This is a genomic window from Serratia sp. 2880STDY5682894, from assembly GCF_001537385.1.
Taxonomy (GTDB): domain Bacteria; phylum Pseudomonadota; class Gammaproteobacteria; order Enterobacterales; family Enterobacteriaceae; genus Serratia; species Serratia nevei.
Genome location: NZ_FCJA01000008.1, coordinates 23876 through 40935 on the forward strand (window position 1 = coordinate 23876; position 17060 = coordinate 40935).

General features: G+C 62.1%; 16 protein-coding genes. 3 read left to right on the forward strand and 13 right to left on the reverse strand.

Going from position 1 to position 17060, the window contains the following annotated elements; translation table 11 throughout:
* Window positions 1–271 precede the first annotated feature (271 nt).
* On the forward strand, window positions 272–1099 hold the full coding sequence (locus tag AWX27_RS17740; RefSeq protein ID WP_060424147.1) for a dienelactone hydrolase family protein: 828 nt from the start codon (window positions 272–274) through the stop codon (window positions 1097–1099).
* An 84-nt stretch (window positions 1100–1183) separates the two neighbouring features.
* On the opposite strand, the gene metE is transcribed toward AWX27_RS17740, so the two are convergent.
* Window positions 1184–3472 (reverse strand): 5-methyltetrahydropteroyltriglutamate--homocysteine S-methyltransferase, encoded by a 2289-nt coding sequence (gene metE / locus AWX27_RS17745; protein ID WP_072265470.1) that lies wholly within the window; start codon window positions 3470–3472, stop codon window positions 1184–1186.
* A 90-nt stretch (window positions 3473–3562) separates the two neighbouring features.
* On the opposite strand from metE, the gene metR reads away from it, so the two are divergent.
* Entirely contained in the window at window positions 3563–4507 is a 945-nt protein-coding gene (gene metR / locus AWX27_RS17750; protein ID WP_038874173.1) for an HTH-type transcriptional regulator MetR, read from the forward strand.
* A gap of 36 nt (window positions 4508–4543) precedes the next feature.
* Here the strand turns inward: metR and AWX27_RS17755 are convergent, their stop codons facing one another.
* The gene (locus AWX27_RS17755; protein WP_048232416.1) at window positions 4544–5404 is read right to left on the reverse strand and encodes a carboxylate/amino acid/amine transporter; all 861 of its coding nucleotides are present in this window, start codon (window positions 5402–5404) and stop codon (window positions 4544–4546) included.
* A gap of 151 nt (window positions 5405–5555) precedes the next feature.
* On the opposite strand from AWX27_RS17755, the gene AWX27_RS17760 reads away from it, so the two are divergent.
* Entirely contained in the window at window positions 5556–5885 is a 330-nt protein-coding gene (locus tag AWX27_RS17760) for a hypothetical protein (RefSeq protein WP_038874168.1), read from the forward strand.
* Here AWX27_RS17760 and AWX27_RS17765 read toward each other — a convergent pair.
* From AWX27_RS17765 to livH, 11 genes are all read right to left on the reverse strand, one after another.
* Complete coding sequence (locus AWX27_RS17765; RefSeq protein ID WP_049202434.1) at window positions 5866–6822, reverse strand: AEC family transporter; 957 nt, start codon at window positions 6820–6822, stop codon at window positions 5866–5868. The two genes, AWX27_RS17760 and AWX27_RS17765, sit on opposite strands and share 20 nt — an antisense overlap.
* A gap of 60 nt (window positions 6823–6882) precedes the next feature.
* Window positions 6883–7620 (reverse strand): glycerophosphodiester phosphodiesterase, encoded by a 738-nt coding sequence (gene ugpQ, locus AWX27_RS17770; RefSeq protein WP_047729384.1) that lies wholly within the window; start codon window positions 7618–7620, stop codon window positions 6883–6885.
* Window positions 7620–8690: a sn-glycerol-3-phosphate import ATP-binding protein UgpC gene (locus AWX27_RS17775; RefSeq protein ID WP_060424153.1), complete on the reverse strand. Its 1071-nt coding sequence runs from the start codon at window positions 8688–8690 to the stop codon at window positions 7620–7622. The genes ugpQ and AWX27_RS17775 overlap by 1 nt, the downstream gene beginning before the upstream one ends.
* A gap of 5 nt (window positions 8691–8695) precedes the next feature.
* Window positions 8696–9541, reverse strand: a complete 846-nt coding sequence (ugpE, locus tag AWX27_RS17780) for a sn-glycerol-3-phosphate ABC transporter permease UgpE (protein ID WP_019455301.1) — start codon at window positions 9539–9541, stop codon at window positions 8696–8698.
* On the reverse strand, window positions 9538–10425 hold the full coding sequence (gene ugpA, locus AWX27_RS17785) for a sn-glycerol-3-phosphate ABC transporter permease UgpA (RefSeq protein WP_015376293.1): 888 nt from the start codon (window positions 10423–10425) through the stop codon (window positions 9538–9540). The genes ugpE and ugpA overlap by 4 nt, the downstream gene beginning before the upstream one ends.
* A 78-nt stretch (window positions 10426–10503) precedes the next feature.
* Window positions 10504–11823 carry a sn-glycerol-3-phosphate ABC transporter substrate-binding protein UgpB gene (gene ugpB, locus AWX27_RS17790; RefSeq protein WP_049195230.1) on the reverse strand — a complete coding sequence of 440 codons (1320 nt, stop codon included), beginning with the start codon at window positions 11821–11823 and terminating at the stop codon, window positions 10504–10506.
* Between the two features lie 312 nt (window positions 11824–12135).
* Window positions 12136–13323, reverse strand: a complete 1188-nt coding sequence (locus tag AWX27_RS17795) for an aminotransferase-like domain-containing protein (protein WP_049202437.1) — start codon at window positions 13321–13323, stop codon at window positions 12136–12138.
* Between the two features lie 44 nt (window positions 13324–13367).
* The gene (gene livF, locus AWX27_RS17800) at window positions 13368–14069 is read right to left on the reverse strand and encodes a high-affinity branched-chain amino acid ABC transporter ATP-binding protein LivF (protein WP_038874157.1); all 702 of its coding nucleotides are present in this window, start codon (window positions 14067–14069) and stop codon (window positions 13368–13370) included.
* A gap of 1 nt (window position 14070) precedes the next feature.
* The gene (livG, locus tag AWX27_RS17805; protein WP_025304904.1) at window positions 14071–14841 is read right to left on the reverse strand and encodes a high-affinity branched-chain amino acid ABC transporter ATP-binding protein LivG; all 771 of its coding nucleotides are present in this window, start codon (window positions 14839–14841) and stop codon (window positions 14071–14073) included.
* Complete coding sequence (locus AWX27_RS17810; RefSeq protein ID WP_060424155.1) at window positions 14838–16121, reverse strand: high-affinity branched-chain amino acid ABC transporter permease LivM; 1284 nt, start codon at window positions 16119–16121, stop codon at window positions 14838–14840. The genes livG and AWX27_RS17810 overlap by 4 nt, the downstream gene beginning before the upstream one ends.
* Window positions 16118–17044, reverse strand: coding sequence for a high-affinity branched-chain amino acid ABC transporter permease LivH (gene livH, locus AWX27_RS17815; RefSeq protein WP_060424158.1), 927 nt, complete (start codon window positions 17042–17044; stop codon window positions 16118–16120). The genes AWX27_RS17810 and livH overlap by 4 nt, the downstream gene beginning before the upstream one ends.
* Window positions 17045–17060 lie beyond the last annotated feature (16 nt).

A 17060-nucleotide genomic window follows, 5' to 3' on the forward strand; every position in this document is an offset into this window, starting at 1 on the left:
TGGTTGCCGGCTGAAACTATTTAGCTGATCAATCCAAAATAACCCCATCTTATCGGTTGCTTAGGGACAAAAAAGCCCTCTAACGCACCTTATGGCACTTACGCGGGGCAAAACGCGTAATAACATGATAAAAAGCGCTTAAAAATGCCGCAAAGCCAGATAATTAGCCGTTTTTTATCAACTTGTCCGAAAGTGCGCCACGCAGCGCCAATAATGGATAATCTTTCCTATAGTTAATCTCAGCGCTTTTTTCTATTGCACGGAGACCGCAATGAAAACCGAACATGTGATGACATTAGAACAGGCTCAGGGGGGATTCGCCCCGGCCGCCGCGCCGTTGGCCGCCTCCGCGATTATCACCGACGAACAGGGCATTCACGCCGGGCAAACGACCATTCCTTCTCAGGGCGACGCGCTGCCGGCCTACGTCGCCAAACCCGCCGACCAGAGCGGCCCTTTCCCCATCGTGCTGGTGGTGCAGGAAATCTTCGGCGTCCATGAACATATTCAGGATCTGTGCCGCCGCCTGGCCAAGCAGGGCTATCTGGCGATCGCGCCCGAGCTCTATTTCCGCCAGGGCGACGCCAACGACTACACCGATATCGGCGAGCTGTTCCAGCAGTTGGTCACCAAGGTGCCGGATCGTCAGGTGCTGTCGGATCTGGATCACGCCGCGCACTGGGCTATCCGCCACGGCGGCGACGCCGGCAAGCTGGCGATCACCGGTTTTTGCTGGGGTGGCCGCATCACCTGGCTGTACGCGGCGCATAACCCGCAGTTGAAGGCGGCGGTCGCCTGGTACGGCAAACTGGTCGGCGAGAAAACGCTGAATTCACCGAAGCAGCCGGTCGACGTCGCCACCCACCTGTCGGCGCCGGTGCTGGGGCTGTATGGCGGGCATGACAGCGGCATCCCGCTGGAGACGGTGGAAACCATGCGTCAGGCGATCCGCGCCGCCAACGCCGAGGCCGAAATCGTGGTGTATCCCGAAGTCGGGCATGCGTTCAACGCCGACTATCGCCCCAGCTACAACGCCGAAGCGGCGCAAGACGGATGGCAGCGCATGCTGGCATGGTTCGCCCAGCACGGCGTCAAATAATTTCCCGCGCATAAAAAAGGGCGCCGAAGCGCCCAATCATCACACCAGTAAATCTATAAGCGGCGGTTTATCCGCCGCACGGCATCACGCGTGCTCGCGCAGACGCTGTGCCGCCAATACCATGTTGGCCAGCGACTGCCGGGTTTCCGGCCAGCCGCGGGTTTTCAGGCCGCAATCCGGGTTAACCCACAGGCGTTCCGCCGGGATATTCTGCGCCGCTTTACGCAGCAGCGCTTCAATCCATTCCACGCTCGGCACGTTCGGCGAGTGGATATCGTAGACGCCCGGCCCGATTTCGTTCGGGTATTCGAACTCTTTGAAGGCTTCCAGCAGATCCATATCGGAACGCGAGGTCTCGATGGTGATCACATCGGCGTCCAGCGCGGCGATGGAGTCCATGATGTCATTGAACTCGCAGTAACACATGTGGGTGTGAATCTGGGTGTCGTCCCGCGCCACGGCGGCGTTCAGTTTGAAGGCGTCCACCGCCCAGTTCAGGTACGCGGCCCAGTCGGATTGGCGCAGCGGCAGTCCTTCGCGCAGGGCGGGTTCGTCGATCTGGATGATGCCGATACCGGCTTTTTCCAGATCTTCCACCTCGTCGCGCAGCGCCAGCGCAATCTGCTTGGCAATCACTTCGCGGGTCACGTCTTCACGCGGGAACGACCAGCACAGGATGGTCACCGGCCCGGTCAACATGCCTTTCACCGGCTTGTCGGTCAGCGACTGGGCGAATTTGGCCCATTCGACGGTGATGGCTTCCGGGCGGCTGACGTCGCCGATGATGACCGGCGGCTTCACGCAGCGGGAGCCGTAGCTCTGCACCCAGCCGTTTTGGGTAAACACGAAGCCGTCCAGGTTCTCGCCGAAATACTCCACCATGTCGTTACGCTCGGCTTCACCGTGCACCAGCACGTCCAGCCCGAGGCGCTCCTGCTCGACGATCGCCTGTTTGATGTGCTCACCGATGCTGGTGCGGTAGTTGTTGCCGTCCAAACGGCCCTGTTTGAAGTCCAGACGCAGGCCGCGGATCTCGGTGGTCTGCGGGAACGAACCGATGGTGGTGGTCGGCCAGGCCGGCAGGTTGAAACGCTCGCGCTGCGCCCTGGCGCGCTCGGCGTAAGCGCTGTGGCGTTCGCTGTCCTGCGCGGTGATCGCGGCCAGCCGGCGCTCAACCTGTGGGTTATGCACGCGGCTCGACTGACGGCGGGCGCGGATCGGTGCGCTGTAGGCATCCAGTTCAGCCTGCCTGGCCGCGTCAGGCGCGTTCAGCGCCGAGCTCAACAGCGCCAGCTCGGCGCATTTTTGCAGCGCGAAGGCGAACCAGCTTTTCACTTCTTCGTCCAGACGGCTTTCCACGCTCAGGTCGATCGGGCTGTGCAGCAGTGAACAGGAGCTGCCGATCCACAGTGGGCGGGTGCCCACCAGCGGCTGAAGACGTTCGAACCAGCGGCTCAGATCGGCGCGCCAGACGTTGCGGCCGTTGATGACCCCCAGCGACAGCAGCCAGTCGTTCGGCAGTGCGGCGCTCAGCGCGGCAATATCGTCATGGCCGGCGACCAGATCGACGTGCAGCCCCTGCACCGGCAGCGTGCGGACGATATCGAGGTTGTGGCCGACGCTGTCGAAATACGTGGTCAGCAGCAGCTTCACCTGCCCCTGCAGCGCGTCGTAAGCCGGTTTGAACGCATCCAGCCAGGCTTGCGGCAGCTCCAGCACCAGCGCAGGTTCATCAATTTGCACCCACTCGACGCCGCGTTTCGCCAGCTCGGCCAGCACCTGTTGGTAAACCGGCAGGATGTCTTTCAGCAGCGACAGGCGGTCGAACGGCTCGCCCTTCACCTTACCCAGCCACAGATAGGTCACCGGGCCCAACAGCACCGGCTTGATGCGATGGCCGAGCGCCAGCGCTTCGTCCACTTCGTCCAGTAGCTGAGTCCAGCCCAGCTTGAACTGCTGGCCTTGCTGGAATTCGGGCACCATGTAGTGATAGTTGGTGTTGAACCATTTGGTCATTTCCGCCGCGGCCGCCGGCTCGCCGGTCGGTGCGCGGCCACGGCCGATGCGAAACAGCGTGTCCAGATCGATCGAACCATCCGCATTCTGATGGCGCGCCGGCACGTTGCCCAGCAGCAGGCTGGTGGTCAACACATGATCGTACCAGGCGAAATCGCCGACCGGCACCAAATCCACCCCGGCCTGCTGCTGTTGCTGCCAATGACGAGCGCGCAGCTCGCGGCCAACCGCCAACAGCTCTTCCTGCGTTGAGTTGCCGGCCCAGTAGCTTTCCTGAGCTTTTTTCAGCTCACGTCGTAGCCCAACGCGAGGAAAACCCAGTGTGTGATTCAAAATTGCCATCGTCATATTCCCCATTTAGCCGTCCAGATGTTTACACATCCATAATCAGCAGGTACTGTATTAACCACAAGCGCAATTTATTCACTGTCAATGTGAAGGACTCTCATGATCGAACTGAAACATTTACGGACGCTGCAGGCCCTGCGCAACAGCGGTTCGCTGGCGGGGGCGGCGGCCCAACTTCATCAGACGCAGTCTGCCCTGTCGCACCAGTTCAGCGATCTTGAACAACGTCTGGGCTTCAAGCTGTTCGTGCGCAAGAGCCAGCCCCTGCGCTTCACCGCCCAGGGCGAGATCCTGCTGCAGCTGGCGGAGCAGGTGCTGCCGCAGATCCAGCAGGCGCTGCAGGCCTGCCACGAGCCGCATCAGACCACGCTGCGCATCGCCATCGAATGCCACAGCTGCATTCAGTGGCTGACGCCGGCGCTGGACAACTTCCGCCGGCGTTTCCCGCAGGTGGTGATGGACTTCACTTCCGGCGTGACTTTCGATCCGCAACCGGCCTTGCAACAGGGTGAACTGGATCTGGTGATGACGTCGGATATTCTGCCGCGCAGCGGCCTGCACTATTCGCCGATGTTCGATTTCGAGGTGCGCCTGGTGCTGGCGCCGGATCATCCGCTGGCCGGCAGACCGCACATCGAACCGGAAGACTTGAGTGACGAAACGCTGTTGATTTACCCGGTGCAGCGCCAACGGCTGGATATCTGGCGGCATTTTCTGCAGCCGGCGGGCGTCAGCCCGGCGTTGAAGAACGTCGATAACACGCTGCTGCTGATCCAGATGGTATCGGCGCGAATGGGGATTGCGGCGCTGCCGCACTGGGTGGTGGAGAGTTTCGAACAGCAGGGTCTGGTGGTGACCAAAACCCTGGGTGACGGCCTGTGGAGCCGCCTGTATGCCGCCGTGCGCGACGGTGAACAGCGCCAGGCGGTGACCGAAGCCTTTATCCGCTCGGCCCGCCAGCACGCCTGCGATCATCTGCCGTTTGTGCGCGACGCCGCACGTCCCGGCGCGACCGGCGCCAAAGCGTTGGCGGCCGGCGTATAAACTTTCGGGCCCCCCCGGCCGGGGTGGCCCGCCCGCTTAGCCGAGCTGTTTCGGCGCCACCCAGCGGCGATGCACCCACAGCGAAGCGACGATCACCGCCCCGCCGATGATAAAGCTCGGCCAATGCGGCTGCTGTTGCCAGATGGCCAAGTTGACCAACAAACCGGCCGGCACATGCATATTGTTCATGATGCCGAGCGTGCCGGCATCCACCTGCGTCGCGCCGTAGTTCCACATGAAGTAGCCCAACCCCGACGCCACCACGCCCAGCCAGATCAGCACGCCCCACTGCAGATTGGTGGTCGGCAGCTGCTGCGGATTGCCCCACAAGAACCAGGCCACCACCGCCACCGCCGCCGCCCCCAGGTAGAACCAGGAAAATGCGGTGTGCTGCGGCAAGGGGTGCACTTCCATCAGGCGCTTATAGCCGACCATGCCGATGGCGAAGCTGATATTCGCCGCCTGCACCAACAGCAGCCCCCACCAGAAATGCTCACTCAGCTGGTGATAACGGATAATCGCCGCGCCCAGCACCGCCAGCAACGCGCTGAAGACATAGCCCCAACGCAGGCGTCGGCCGCTCAGCAAGTCGTAGATCAGCGTGATGTACAGCGGCGTCAGCACGGTGAACAGCAGGAATTCCGGCACCGTCAGGTACAGATAGGCGCGGAAGCTGAACAGGTACATGATGCCCAACTGGAAGGCGCCCACCAGCATATACAGCAGGATCACCTTGAGTTTGATGTTGCGCCAACGCAGAAACGGCAGAAACACCAGCGCCGCCAGCCCGATGCGCACCAGCGCCGAGAATCCGCTGTCGACGTGGCCCGCCAGGTACTCGCCAATCAGGCTGAAAGAAAATGCCCACAGAATGGTGGTTATAACCAAAAGCAGCACGATGGGTTCACCCTAAAAAGACCGAAAGGGCGATTGTAACGGAAGATGCGCACCGCGTTGGTGAAAAGGCGGTTTACATCCGAACAAAAGATAAACTACCGGCAAAATTTCACCGCTGGGTTAGGCTTAATAAAAAGGCGAGGTAACCATCATGAAAACTTCTCACATCCTGTTCGCCCTGCTGTGGCTGCCCGGCCTGGCTGCGGCGGCCAACGGCGTAACCGATCTGCGTTCACAGCAGCAGTTTCTCAACCAAAGCAGCCAGCAGGCCCAGCAACAGCGCCTGTTGAACAATCGGCAAATGGACCAACGCCGCCTGCAGCAACAGCGGCAGTTCGACAATCAGCGGCAACAGCTGATGCAAACCACGCCGAACGGCGGGCAACTGCTGCCTAATGGCAATCAGCCGCGCGATCCGTTCAATCGCACCGCGCCAGCGGTGCCGCAGGCACCGATGCCGGCTACGCCCGCACGCCCATAACGGTGAGGATCAGCGGCGTGGTGATCGCCGCCAGCACGGTGGACATCACCAGGCTGGTGGCGGCCGGGCCGGTGAGCGTATTGAACTGGCGCGACATCAGGTAGACGTTCACCCCCACCGCCATCGACCCCAGCAGCACCACAACGCGGGTTTCCATCGGCGGCAGATCCATCATCCAGGCCAGCAGCCAAATCACTAACGGTTGTACCAGCAACTTCAGCACGCAGATGGCGCTGCTCAGCTGCCAGCCTTCGCTGATGCGGTACTCGGCAAGCCCCATGCCCAGCACCACCAGCGACAGCGGCGCCGCCACCTGGCCGAGCATGCTGACCGGCCGATCGACGAAGGCCGGCAGCGGCAGGCCGGTCAGGCTGAACAGGGTGCCGGACAAGATGCCGACGATCAGCGGATTGGTCAGCACGCTACGCGCGGTTTTAACAAAACCGCTCAGCGTCGGCGAACCGTTGCGCGCCCATTCGATCGACACCGTCACCAGCGTCCACAGGATCAGGCCGTTGAATACCAGCACCAGCGCCACCGACGGGATCGCCGCCTCCCCCAGCATCACGCCGGCGATCGGCAAGCCGAGCATCACGTTATTGGAGAAAATACCGCCCAGCGCAAACACCGATCCGGCGACGCCATCCAGCCGGAAGAGATGCCGGGCGACGAGGCGGCCAAGCACGAACACGATCAGGCAACTGCCGAAGAACGCGATCAGCAGCCGGGCGTCGACCGCCGGGCGCTGCGAGAAGTCGCACATCATGCGAAACAGCATGGCGGGCAAGGCGAGGGAAAACACGAAGCGCGTCAGGCCATCGGTGATGCTGGCAGGCCATTTCCCCCAGCGAATCAGCCCATAACCCAACGCAATCAGGACGAACAGCGGTAAAGACAGCACGATCTGGTGCCACAGTGACAGGATAAAGCCAGGCATCGCATTCCTTCCGGTGGTGCGGCGGCAAGGCTTGTCGTCGCGGGATTCATCGGTGCCGGATTAAAAATCCGGGCCGATCAAATCTATCCGGTCGGTGCAAATGCAGTCAACGCCCCAGTCGAGCAGCAGGCGCGCGCGATCCGGTTGGTTGACGGTGTACACCAGAATGCGCAGCCCGGCGTCTTTCAACGCTTTTACCCGCTCGGCGGTCAGCGCTTTGTGATCGATATGCAGCGAGACGCAGTCCAGGCGTTCGGTCAGCTCGCGCCAGTTGTCGTCCCAGTCCTCGAGCAGCAGGCCGCGCGGCAAATCCGGCACGGTGCGCTGCGCCGCCGCCAGCGCTTCTACCGAGAAGGAGGAAAGCAGCGGATCGGTCTGCCCTTGCCACAGCAGCCGCGCCGCCAGCGCCACCACCCGGCCGGTTTCATCGTCGCTGCCGGTGGTCGGCTTGATCTCGATATTGGCCATCAGGCCGTGTTCCTGGCAGCGTTCCGCCACCTCCGACAACAGCGGCAGCCGCTCGCCCTTGAAGGCCGAGCTGTACCAGTTGCCGGCGTCCAGCTGCACCAGTTTGTCCCACGGCAGCTCGCCCGCCACGCCCCAACCGTTGCTGGTGCGATCCAGCGTGTCGTCGTGCAGCAGGAAAATTTGCCCGTCCTGCGCCAGCTTGGCATCGAACTCGATCATCTTGTGGCCGTGGCGCGCGCCGACGTCGATCGCCGCCAGGGTGTTTTCCGGCGCCAGAGAACCGCCGCCGCGGTGGGCGACGATATGAGGGTAAGGCCAGGGTCTAGTCATCAATCCATCCGTAATCCGCTATGGGTGTCAAAGAAGTGCAGCGCCTGAGCAGGCAGCTGCAAATATAGCGTACAGCCCGCCGCCGGCAAGGTTTCGTGCGACAGCCGCGCGATCACCCCGTGGCCGCCCCACTGGCCGTGCGCCAGATTGTCGGCCCCCAGCAGTTCCAGCGTCTGCAGCTGCAGCGGCACGCCCTGGCCTTGCGCCACCAGTTGAATATGCTCCGGCCGAATGCCCAACGTCAACTGCCGCCCCGCCCACTGCGGTTTGGCCGCCGGCAACGGCAGCGCCATGCCGTCCGCCAGCAGCAGCTGGCCGCCGTCGGCGCTGAGGGTGCCGGGCAAGAGGTTCATCGCTGGCGATCCGATAAAGCCCGCGACAAACAGCGAAGCCGGCCGTTGGTACACTTCGCTCGGGGTGCCGATCTGTTCCGCCACGCCCTTGTTCATTACGATGACCCGCTGCGCCAGCGTCATCGCCTCCACCTGATCGTGCGTCACGTACAGGCTGGTGGTTTTCAGACGGCGGTGCAGCTGTTGCAGCTCCAGGCGCATCTGCACCCGCAGTTTGGCGTCCAGGTTGGACAGCGGCTCATCGAACAGGAATACCGCCGGTTCGCGCACAATGGCGCGCCCCATCGCCACGCGCTGGCGCTGGCCGCCGGAAAGCTCGCGCGGTTTGCGTTTGAGCAGCGGCTCCAGCTCCAGGATGCGCGCCGCCTCCTCCACCCGCTGGCGGATATGATCCTTGCCGAAACCGCGGATCTTGAGGCCGTAGGCCATGTTGTCGTACACGCTCATATGCGGATAGAGCGCGTAGTTCTGGAACACCATCGCGATGCCGCGATCCTTGGGCTCCAGATCGGTCACGCGCCGGGTATCGATATAGATATCGCCGCTGGTGGTGCGTTCCAGCCCGGCCACCATTCGCAGCAGCGTGGATTTGCCGCAGCCGGACGGGCCGACCATCACGATGAATTCGCCGTCCGCCACATCGAGGTCGATCTGTTTGATCACCGGCGTTTTACCGTCGTAAGACTTGGTGACCGCCTGTAGTTTTAATCCTGCCATCGTCGTTATTTCTCGCTATCAACCAGACCGCGCACAAACCAGCGCTGCATCAGAAGCACCACCGCCAGCGGTGGCAATAAAGTCAGAATCATCGCCGCCATCACCTGGTTCCACTGGGTCGGCGCGCCGGAAGTGGAGATCATGCTCTTGATGCCCGCCACCGCGGTGCCCATCGAGGCGTCGCTGGTGATCAGGATCGGCCACAGGTATTGGTTCCAGCCGTAGATAAAGGTGATGACGAACAGCGCCGCCAGATTGGTTTTCGACAGCGGCAGCACGATGTCCCAGAAGAAACGCATCGGCCCGGCGCCGTCGATGCGCGCCGCCTCCAGCAGCTCATCCGGCAGCGTCATGAAGAACTGGCGCAGCAGGAAGGTCGCGGTGGCCGAGGCCATCAGCGGCAACGTCAGGCCGGTGTAGCTGTCCAGCAGGTTGAGGTTGGAGATCACCTCCACCGTCGGGAAAATACGCACCTCCACCGGCAGCATTAGGGTGAGGAAAATCAGCCAGAAGAACAGGCTTCGCAGCGGAAAGCGGAAGTACACGATGGCGTAAGCCGACAGCACCGACACCGCAATTTTGCCGAAGGTGATCGCCAGCGCCATGATCACGCTGTTCAGCAGCAGCAGCGAGAACGGCACCTTGAGGTTGCCCACGCCGCCCTGCCAGATATTGCGGATGTTCTCCCACAGGTGGCCGCCTGGCACCAGCGTCATCGGCACCTGGAACACCTGCTTGTCGTCCAGCGTGGCGGCGACAAAGGCCACGTACAGCGGGAACAGCACCACCAGCACGCCGATAATCAGCATCACATGGCTGAAGATATCCAGCCCGCGTCGATTCTCAATCATTGATAGCGCACCTTACGTTCAACAAAGCGGAACTGGATCACCGTCAGGCCGATCACCAGCAGCATCAGGATCACCGACTGCGCGGCAGAGCTGGAGAGATCCAATCCGGCGAAGCCCTCGCGGTAGATCTTGTAGATCAACGTGGTGGTGGACTGCACCGGCCCGCCGCCGGTGGCGGCGTCGATCACCGGGAAGGTATCGAAGAAGGCGTACACCAGATTGACCACCAGCAGGAAGAAGCTCACCGGCGCGATCAGCGGCAGCACCAGATGGAAGAAACGCCGCACCGGGCCGGCGCCGTCGATGGCCGCCGCCTCCACCAGCGAGCGCGGAATCGACTGCAGCGCCGCGAGGAAAAACAGGAAGTTATAGCTTATCTGCTGCCACACCGAGGCCAGCACCACCAGGAACATCGCCTGGCCGCTGTTTTGCGCATGGTTCCAGTTATAGCCCAGCCCGTTGAGGAAATGGGTGATCAACCCCAGGCCGGGGTTGAACAGAAAGATCCACAGCACCGCCGCCACCGCCGGCGCCACCGCATAGGGCAGGATCATCAGCGTGCGATAGAGGCGGCTGCCGCGCAGCACGTAGTCCACCAGCGCGGCGAAGAACAGCGACACCGCCAGCCCGATGCCCGCCACCAGGAAGCTGAAGATCAGCGTGGTGTAGAACGAATCGAGATAGTAAGGATCCTGAAACAGCTGCTTAAAGTTATCCAGCCCGACAAACTGGCTGGACAGGCCGAACGGATCGAGGCTCTGCACCGAATACCACAGCGCCTCGCCGGCGGGCCATAAAAAGAAGACGGCGGTAATCAGCAGCTGCGGCAGCACCAACGCATAGGGCAACCAGCTGCAGCCGAAACCGGGACGGGAAGATGACATAGCAGTTAAACCATTAATCGGGTACGGAAGGATCGGCGTGAAGACGCGAGCCCGATCGGACGGGCCCGCGACGCAGGGTTACTTGGTCGATGCTTCGAAACGCCGCAGCAGCACGTCACCGCGCTGCACGGCGGCGTCCAACGCCTGCTGAGGCGTTTTCTTGCCGGTCCACACGCCTTCCAGCTCCTCATCCACCACGCTGCGGATCTGCGGCATGTTGCCCAGGCGCAGGCCCTTGGTGAACGGCAACGGCGGCTTGTTCAGCATCTGGCGAGTGGCGACGTCAGCACCCGGGTTCTTGTCGTAGAAGCCCTGCTGCTTGGTCAGATCGTAAGCCGCGGTGGTGATCGGCAGATAGCCGGTCTTCTGGTGCCATTCGGCGGCGATTTCCGGCTGTGCCAGGTACTGCAGGAACTCGGCCACGCCCTTGTAAGTGGCGGCGTCTTTGCCGTTCATCACCCACAGGCTGGCCCCGCCGATGATGGCGTTCTGCGGCGCGTTTTTCGCGTCGGCGTCGTACGGCATCATGCCGACGCCGTAGTTGAATTTGGCGTAGTGCTTGATGTCCGCCAGCGAACCGGAAGAAGCGGTGGTGATGGCGCAGTCGCCGTTATAAAACTTCTCGGTGGATTCGTCTTTGCGGCCGAAGTAGGTGAAATCGCCCTTCTTGTTCATCGCCTCCAGCAGCTCGATGTGCTTGACCTGCAGCGGCTTGTTGAACTCCAGCTTGGCGTTGGTGCCGCCGAACCCGTTGTTTTCGCTGGCGAACGGCACGCCGTGCCAGGCGCTGAAGTTCTCCAGCTGGATCCAGCCCTGCCAGCCGCTGGCGTAGCCGCACTTCATGCCGGCCTCACGCAGCTTGGCGGTATCCGCCGCCAGCTCCTGCCAGGTTTTCGGCGGCTGGTCCGGGTTCAGGCCGGCCTTCTTGAAGGCGTCTTTGTTGTAGTACAGCACCGGCGTGGAGCTGTTGAACGGCTGAGACAGCAGATGGCCGCTCTTGTTGTCGGTGTAATAGCCGGCTACCGTCGGCACGAACACCGACTCGTCGAAGTTGATGCCGGCCTCTTTAAACACTTCGTAGACCGGTTTGATGGCCTTGCTGGCCATCATGGTGGCGGTGCCCACCTCGTAAACCTGCAGGATCGCCGGCGCCTTGCCGGAGCGGTAAGCGGCGATGCCCGCCGCCAGGCTCTGTTCGTAGTTGCCTTTATAAACCGGCACAATCTTGACGTCGCTGTGCGACTGGTTGAAGCGATCCGCCAGGGAATCCACTTCCTTACCCAGTTCGCCTTCCATCGAATGCCAGAACGGGATCTCGGTCGCCGCCAGCGCCTGAGTGCTGACCGCCAGGGTCAACGCGACGCACAGCGTGGTTTTGCGAATAGCGTAGGTGAGCATGCCTAACTCCTGAAAAAAGCTGGTGTAAAAGCGCGTGAGCGAAAAGAATCAATTCTTGATGAGGGAGTGCCCCCTATAGCTTTCGAGTTGCAGCTAGGCGGCAACCTGCTGGCACCCTGGAGCTTAGCTAACTAAGTGACAGGGGGGCAGTCGGGCAGCCAACAACGCTGCGGCTCGAAAGATGACGGGGGATAACATGCCATGCGCGGATGACAGAAAAATAACCGTTATATGACAGCCACATGACGGCAAGGTGAAGTGAAGATGGCGGTTTGATGTCGGCGGCGGGCATGGGCTCCGCCGCCGCGAGGATTACAGCGAACGGCGCAGACGCGCCACCGCTTCCTGCATCTGCTGTTCGGTGGCGGTGGCGAACGACAGGCGGAAGGTCGAACGATCCGGGTTGTCGGAGAAGAAGTATTCCCCCGGCACGAACACCACGCCCTGCTGCAGGGTAGCGTTCAGCCATTCGGTGGCGTTGAACGGCTGGCGGAAACGCGCCCACAGGAACATGCCGCCCTTCGGCTTATCGAAGGTGATGTAGTCGCCCAGCTCCTGCTCCACCAAACCGGCCAGGATCTCGCCCTTCTGTTTGTAGGCGGCGCGGATCTTGTCGATCTGCGCCGGCAGGCGGCCCAGGCCGAGGTAGCATTCGACGATGCTCTGCGACAGCGCGCTGGCGTGCAGATCCGCCGCCTGCTTGATGATCGCCACTTTATGCAGCAGGAACGGCGGCAGGATCGCCCAGCCCAACCGCAGGCCCGGCGCCAGGATCTTGGAGAAGGTCGAGGTATAGATGATGTGGTCGGTGTTGCCCAGCACCCGCTGCGACACCTGATGCAGCGTCGGGTGGCGCTCTTCGGTAAAACGCAGCTCGCCGTACGGATCGTCTTCGATGATCAGGAAGTTATGTTCGGCGGCCAGCTTCACCAGCAGTTCGCGGCGCGCGGCGCTCAGGGTGATGCCGCTGGGGTTGCCGAAGTTCGGCACCACGTACACGCCCTTGATGCGCTGGGTTTTCAGCAGCTCGGCCAGCTCTTCCACCACCATGCCGTCGCTGTCGGACGAGACCGACATGATGTTGGCTTCCGCCAGCTCCAACGTTTGCAGCGCCGCCAGGTAGGTCGGGCGCTCCACCACGAACACGTCGCCGGGGTTGACGATGGCGCGCATCACCAAATCCAATGCCTGCTGCGAGCCGGCGGTGACCATCACCTCTTCCGCGCCAGCGGTGACGCCGCGCTCGGCGCACAGCGCGCAAATGCGCTCACGCAGCAGCGGGCTGCCCTCGGTCAGGCCATACTGGAACGCGCTTTTCGGCTGTTCGGTGATCGCCTGCTGGGTGGCGATGCTCAATCCTTCGAAATCGAACAGCGCATCAGAGGGGATGCCGCCCGCCAGCGAAATGACGTGTTCCATCTTGCTGTGTTTAAGCAATTCACGGATGGCCGAACTTTTTACGTTAACGATGCGCTGCGCGAGTAACCCTTCTGTCTTCATTTCTTCTTCTCGTACCTGATTATTTTAATTCGTAGGGGGGCGGATTAACCGCCCAGATACGCCGACCTCACTGCTTCGTTGGCTAACAATGCAGCCCCCGTATCTTCCAACACCACGCGGCCGTTTTCCAGCACATAACCGCGGTCCGCCAATTTCAGCGCCTGATTGGCGTTTTGTTCCACCAGGAAGATGGTCATGCCCTCTTCCCGCAGCTGCTGAATGATGTCGAAAATCTGCTGGATGATGATCGGCGCCAGCCCGAGCGAGGGCTCGTCGAGCAGCAGCAGCTTCGGCTGGCTCATCAGCGCGCGGCCGATGGCCAACATCTGCTGCTCGCCGCCGGACATGGTGCCGGCACGCTGGCTTCGGCGTTCCAGCAGGCGCGGGAACAGAGTGAACACCCGTTCGATGCGCTGTTGATACTGCCGGCGATCGGCGAAGAAGCCGCCCATCGCCAGGTTTTCTTCCACCGTCATGCGCGAGAAGACGCGCCGCCCTTCCGGCACGATCGCCACCGCTTCGCGCATGATGCGCGAGGTTTGCCACTGGGTGATGTCCTGGTTCTGAAAGACGATGCTGCCTTCGCTGGCGCGCGGCTCGCCGCACAGGGTGCCGAGCAGCGTGGTTTTACCGGCGCCGTTGGCGCCGATTAACGTCACGATTTCGCCCTGGCTTATCGTGAGACTGACCTGATGCAGCGCCTGAATTTTGCCGTAATGGGCGGATACCTGATTGAATGACAACATATTATTCTTCGCCCAAATAAGCCCGGATCACGTCCGGGTTGTTGCGGATCTCCGCCGGTGTGCCCTGCGCCAGCGGCGTGCCCTGATTCACCACGTAAATGCGGTCGGAAATGCCCATCACCAGCTTCATGTCGTGCTCGATCAGCAGCACCGATACCTTATGCCGATCGCGCAGCTCGACGATCAGGTGATCCAGCTCGTCGGTCTCTTTAGGGTTGAGGCCGGCGGCCGGTTCATCCAGCATCAGCAGCTCCGGCCGGGTCACCATGCAGCGGGCGATCTCCAGCCGCCGCTGCTGCCCATAGGCCAGGTTGCCCGCCGAGCGGTTGGCCATTTCCAGCAGGCCGACGCGCTCCAGCCACTCCGCCGCGCGCGCCAGCGCTTCGGCTTCGGCGCGGCGGAAGGCCGGGGTTTTCAGCAACCCGGCAAACACGCCGCTTTTCAGGTGCTGATGCTGCGCCACCAGCAGGTTTTCGATCACCGTCATTTCACGGAACAGCCGCACGTGCTGGAAAGTGCGCACCACCCCCATGCGGGCGATGGCCTGCCCCGCCAACCCTTCCAGGTGGCGATCGCGCAATTTGATGGTGCCGCCGGTCGGGCGGTAAAAACCGGTCAGGCAGTTGAACACCGTGGTCTTACCGGCGCCGTTGGGGCCGATCAGCGACACGATTTCACCTTCGTTCAGCGTCAACGCCACGTTGTTGACCGCCAGCAGCCCGCCGAAACGCATCGACAGGCCCTCCACCTGCAGCAAAGGTTGAACGCTCATGCCTGCTCCCCCTTGCCCGCGTGAATGTCCGCCGCCTGCAGCTTCAGCTGCGGCCGTTTCATCGGCAACAGCCCCTGCGGCCGCCAAATCATCATCAGCACCATCAGCGCACCCAGCAGCAACATGCTGTATTCATTCAGATCGCGCATCAGCTCGCGCGACACCACCAGCAGGATCGCCGCCAGAATGACCGCGAACTGCGAGCCCATGCCCCCCAGTACGACGATCGCCAGTACGAAGGCCGATTCGACGAAGGTGAAGGATTCCGGGCTGACGAACCCCTGGCGCGCGGCGAACAGCGTACCGGCAAACCCGGCGAAAGCGGCGCTGATGGTAAAAGCGGTCAGCTTGATGCGCGTCGGGCTGAGGCCCAGCGAGCGGCAGGCGATCTCGTCTTCGCGCAGCGCTTCCCAGGCGCGCCCCAGCGGCATACGCAGCAGGCGGTTGATGACGAACAGCGTCAGCACCACCAGCAGCAGCGCCACCAGGTACAGGAACACGATGCGATCGCTCGGATCGTATTTCAGGCCGAAGAAGTTATGGAAGGTATCCCAGCCGCCGTCGCGCACGCTGCGGTTGAACTCCAGGCCGAAGAAGGTCGGTTTCGGGATCTGGCTGATGCCGTTCGGCCCGCCCGTGATCTCGGTATTGTTCAGCAGCAGGATGCGCACGATCTCACCGAAGCCGAGCGTCACGATTGCCAGATAGTCGCCGCGCAGCCGCAGCACCGGGAAACCGAGCAGGAAGCCGAAGGCGGCGGTGACGATGCCCGCCAGCGGCAGGCTCTCCCAGAAGCCGAGGCAGTAATAGTGATTCAGCAGCGCGTAGGTGTAGGCGCCGATGGCGTAGAAACCGCCGTAGCCGAGCACCAGCAGACCGGACAAGCCCACCACCACGTTGAGGCCGAGGCCCAGCATCACGTAGATCAGCGTCAGGGTGGCGATATCCACCGTGCCGCGCGAGACCAGGAACGGCCAGGCGACCGCCGCGACGATGAGCAGAGCCGCCAGCAGCTTTTGCCGCGGCGTGGTGCCGTCGAAGCTCGGCAGCACGAACGCCGGGCTGGAGACTTTTTTCAATCCCTGCTGCAGCAGCGGGCGCAACAGCTGGAAGAAAAAGACGATGACGCAGCCGATGCCGATCCACATCCAGCGCACTTCCGCCGCGCCGTGCACCACCAGCTTGGTGCCGTCCAGGCTAAGCTGCATGCCCATCAGGAATGACGCCATCACGAACAGCACCGCCGTGGCGATCAGCGCATTGAGCAGATTGAGTTTCATACTTTCTCAACCTCCGGACGCCCGAGGATGCCGGTCGGCATGATCAGCAGCACCACGATCAGCAACGCGAACGACACCACGTCTTTATATTCAGTGCTGAGGTAGGCGGAGGTCAGCGCTTCCGCCACGCCCAGCACCAGGCCGCCGATCATCGCGCCGGGAATGCTGCCGATACCGCCCAGAACCGCGGCGGTGAAGGCTTTCATACCGGCCATAAAGCCGATGTAAGGGTTGATGACGCCGTAGAACTGGCCGAGCAATACCCCGGCCACCGCCGCCATCACCGCCCCGATGACGAAGGTCAGCGAGATCACCCGGTCGGTGTTGATGCCCAGCAGGCTGGCCATCTTCAGGTCTTCCGCACAGGCGCGACAGGCGCGGCCCATGCGCGAATAACGGATAAACAGCGTCAGCGCCAGCATCGCCAGGAAGGTCACGAGCCAGATGATCAGCTGCATGGTGCTGATGGTGGCGGCGAAGCCGTTGCTTTCCCCCAGCACCCACTGGCCGGTCACCAGGCTGGGCAGCGCCAGATCGCGTGAGCCCTGCGTCAGGCTGACGTAGTTTTGCAGGAATATCGACATGCCGATGGCCGAGATCAGCGCAATCAGGCGCTTGGAGTTGCGCACCGGCTTGTAGGCCACCCGCTCGATGCTCCAGCCGTAGGCGCTGGCGATGACGATCGAGACCAGGAACGCGGCGCCGATCAGCAACCAGCCGACGTCGATACCGAGCATCATCAGGGAGGCGATGACGATAAAGGAGACATAGCTACCGATCATGTACACCTCGCCGTGGGCGAAGTTGATCATGCCGATGATGCCGTAAACCATGGTGTAACCGATGGCGATCAATGCATAGGTGCTGCCCAACGTTAAGCCGTTGAACATCTGCTGCAGAAAATAGAGGAGCTGCTCTGACATACTCTGAACCCTTGGC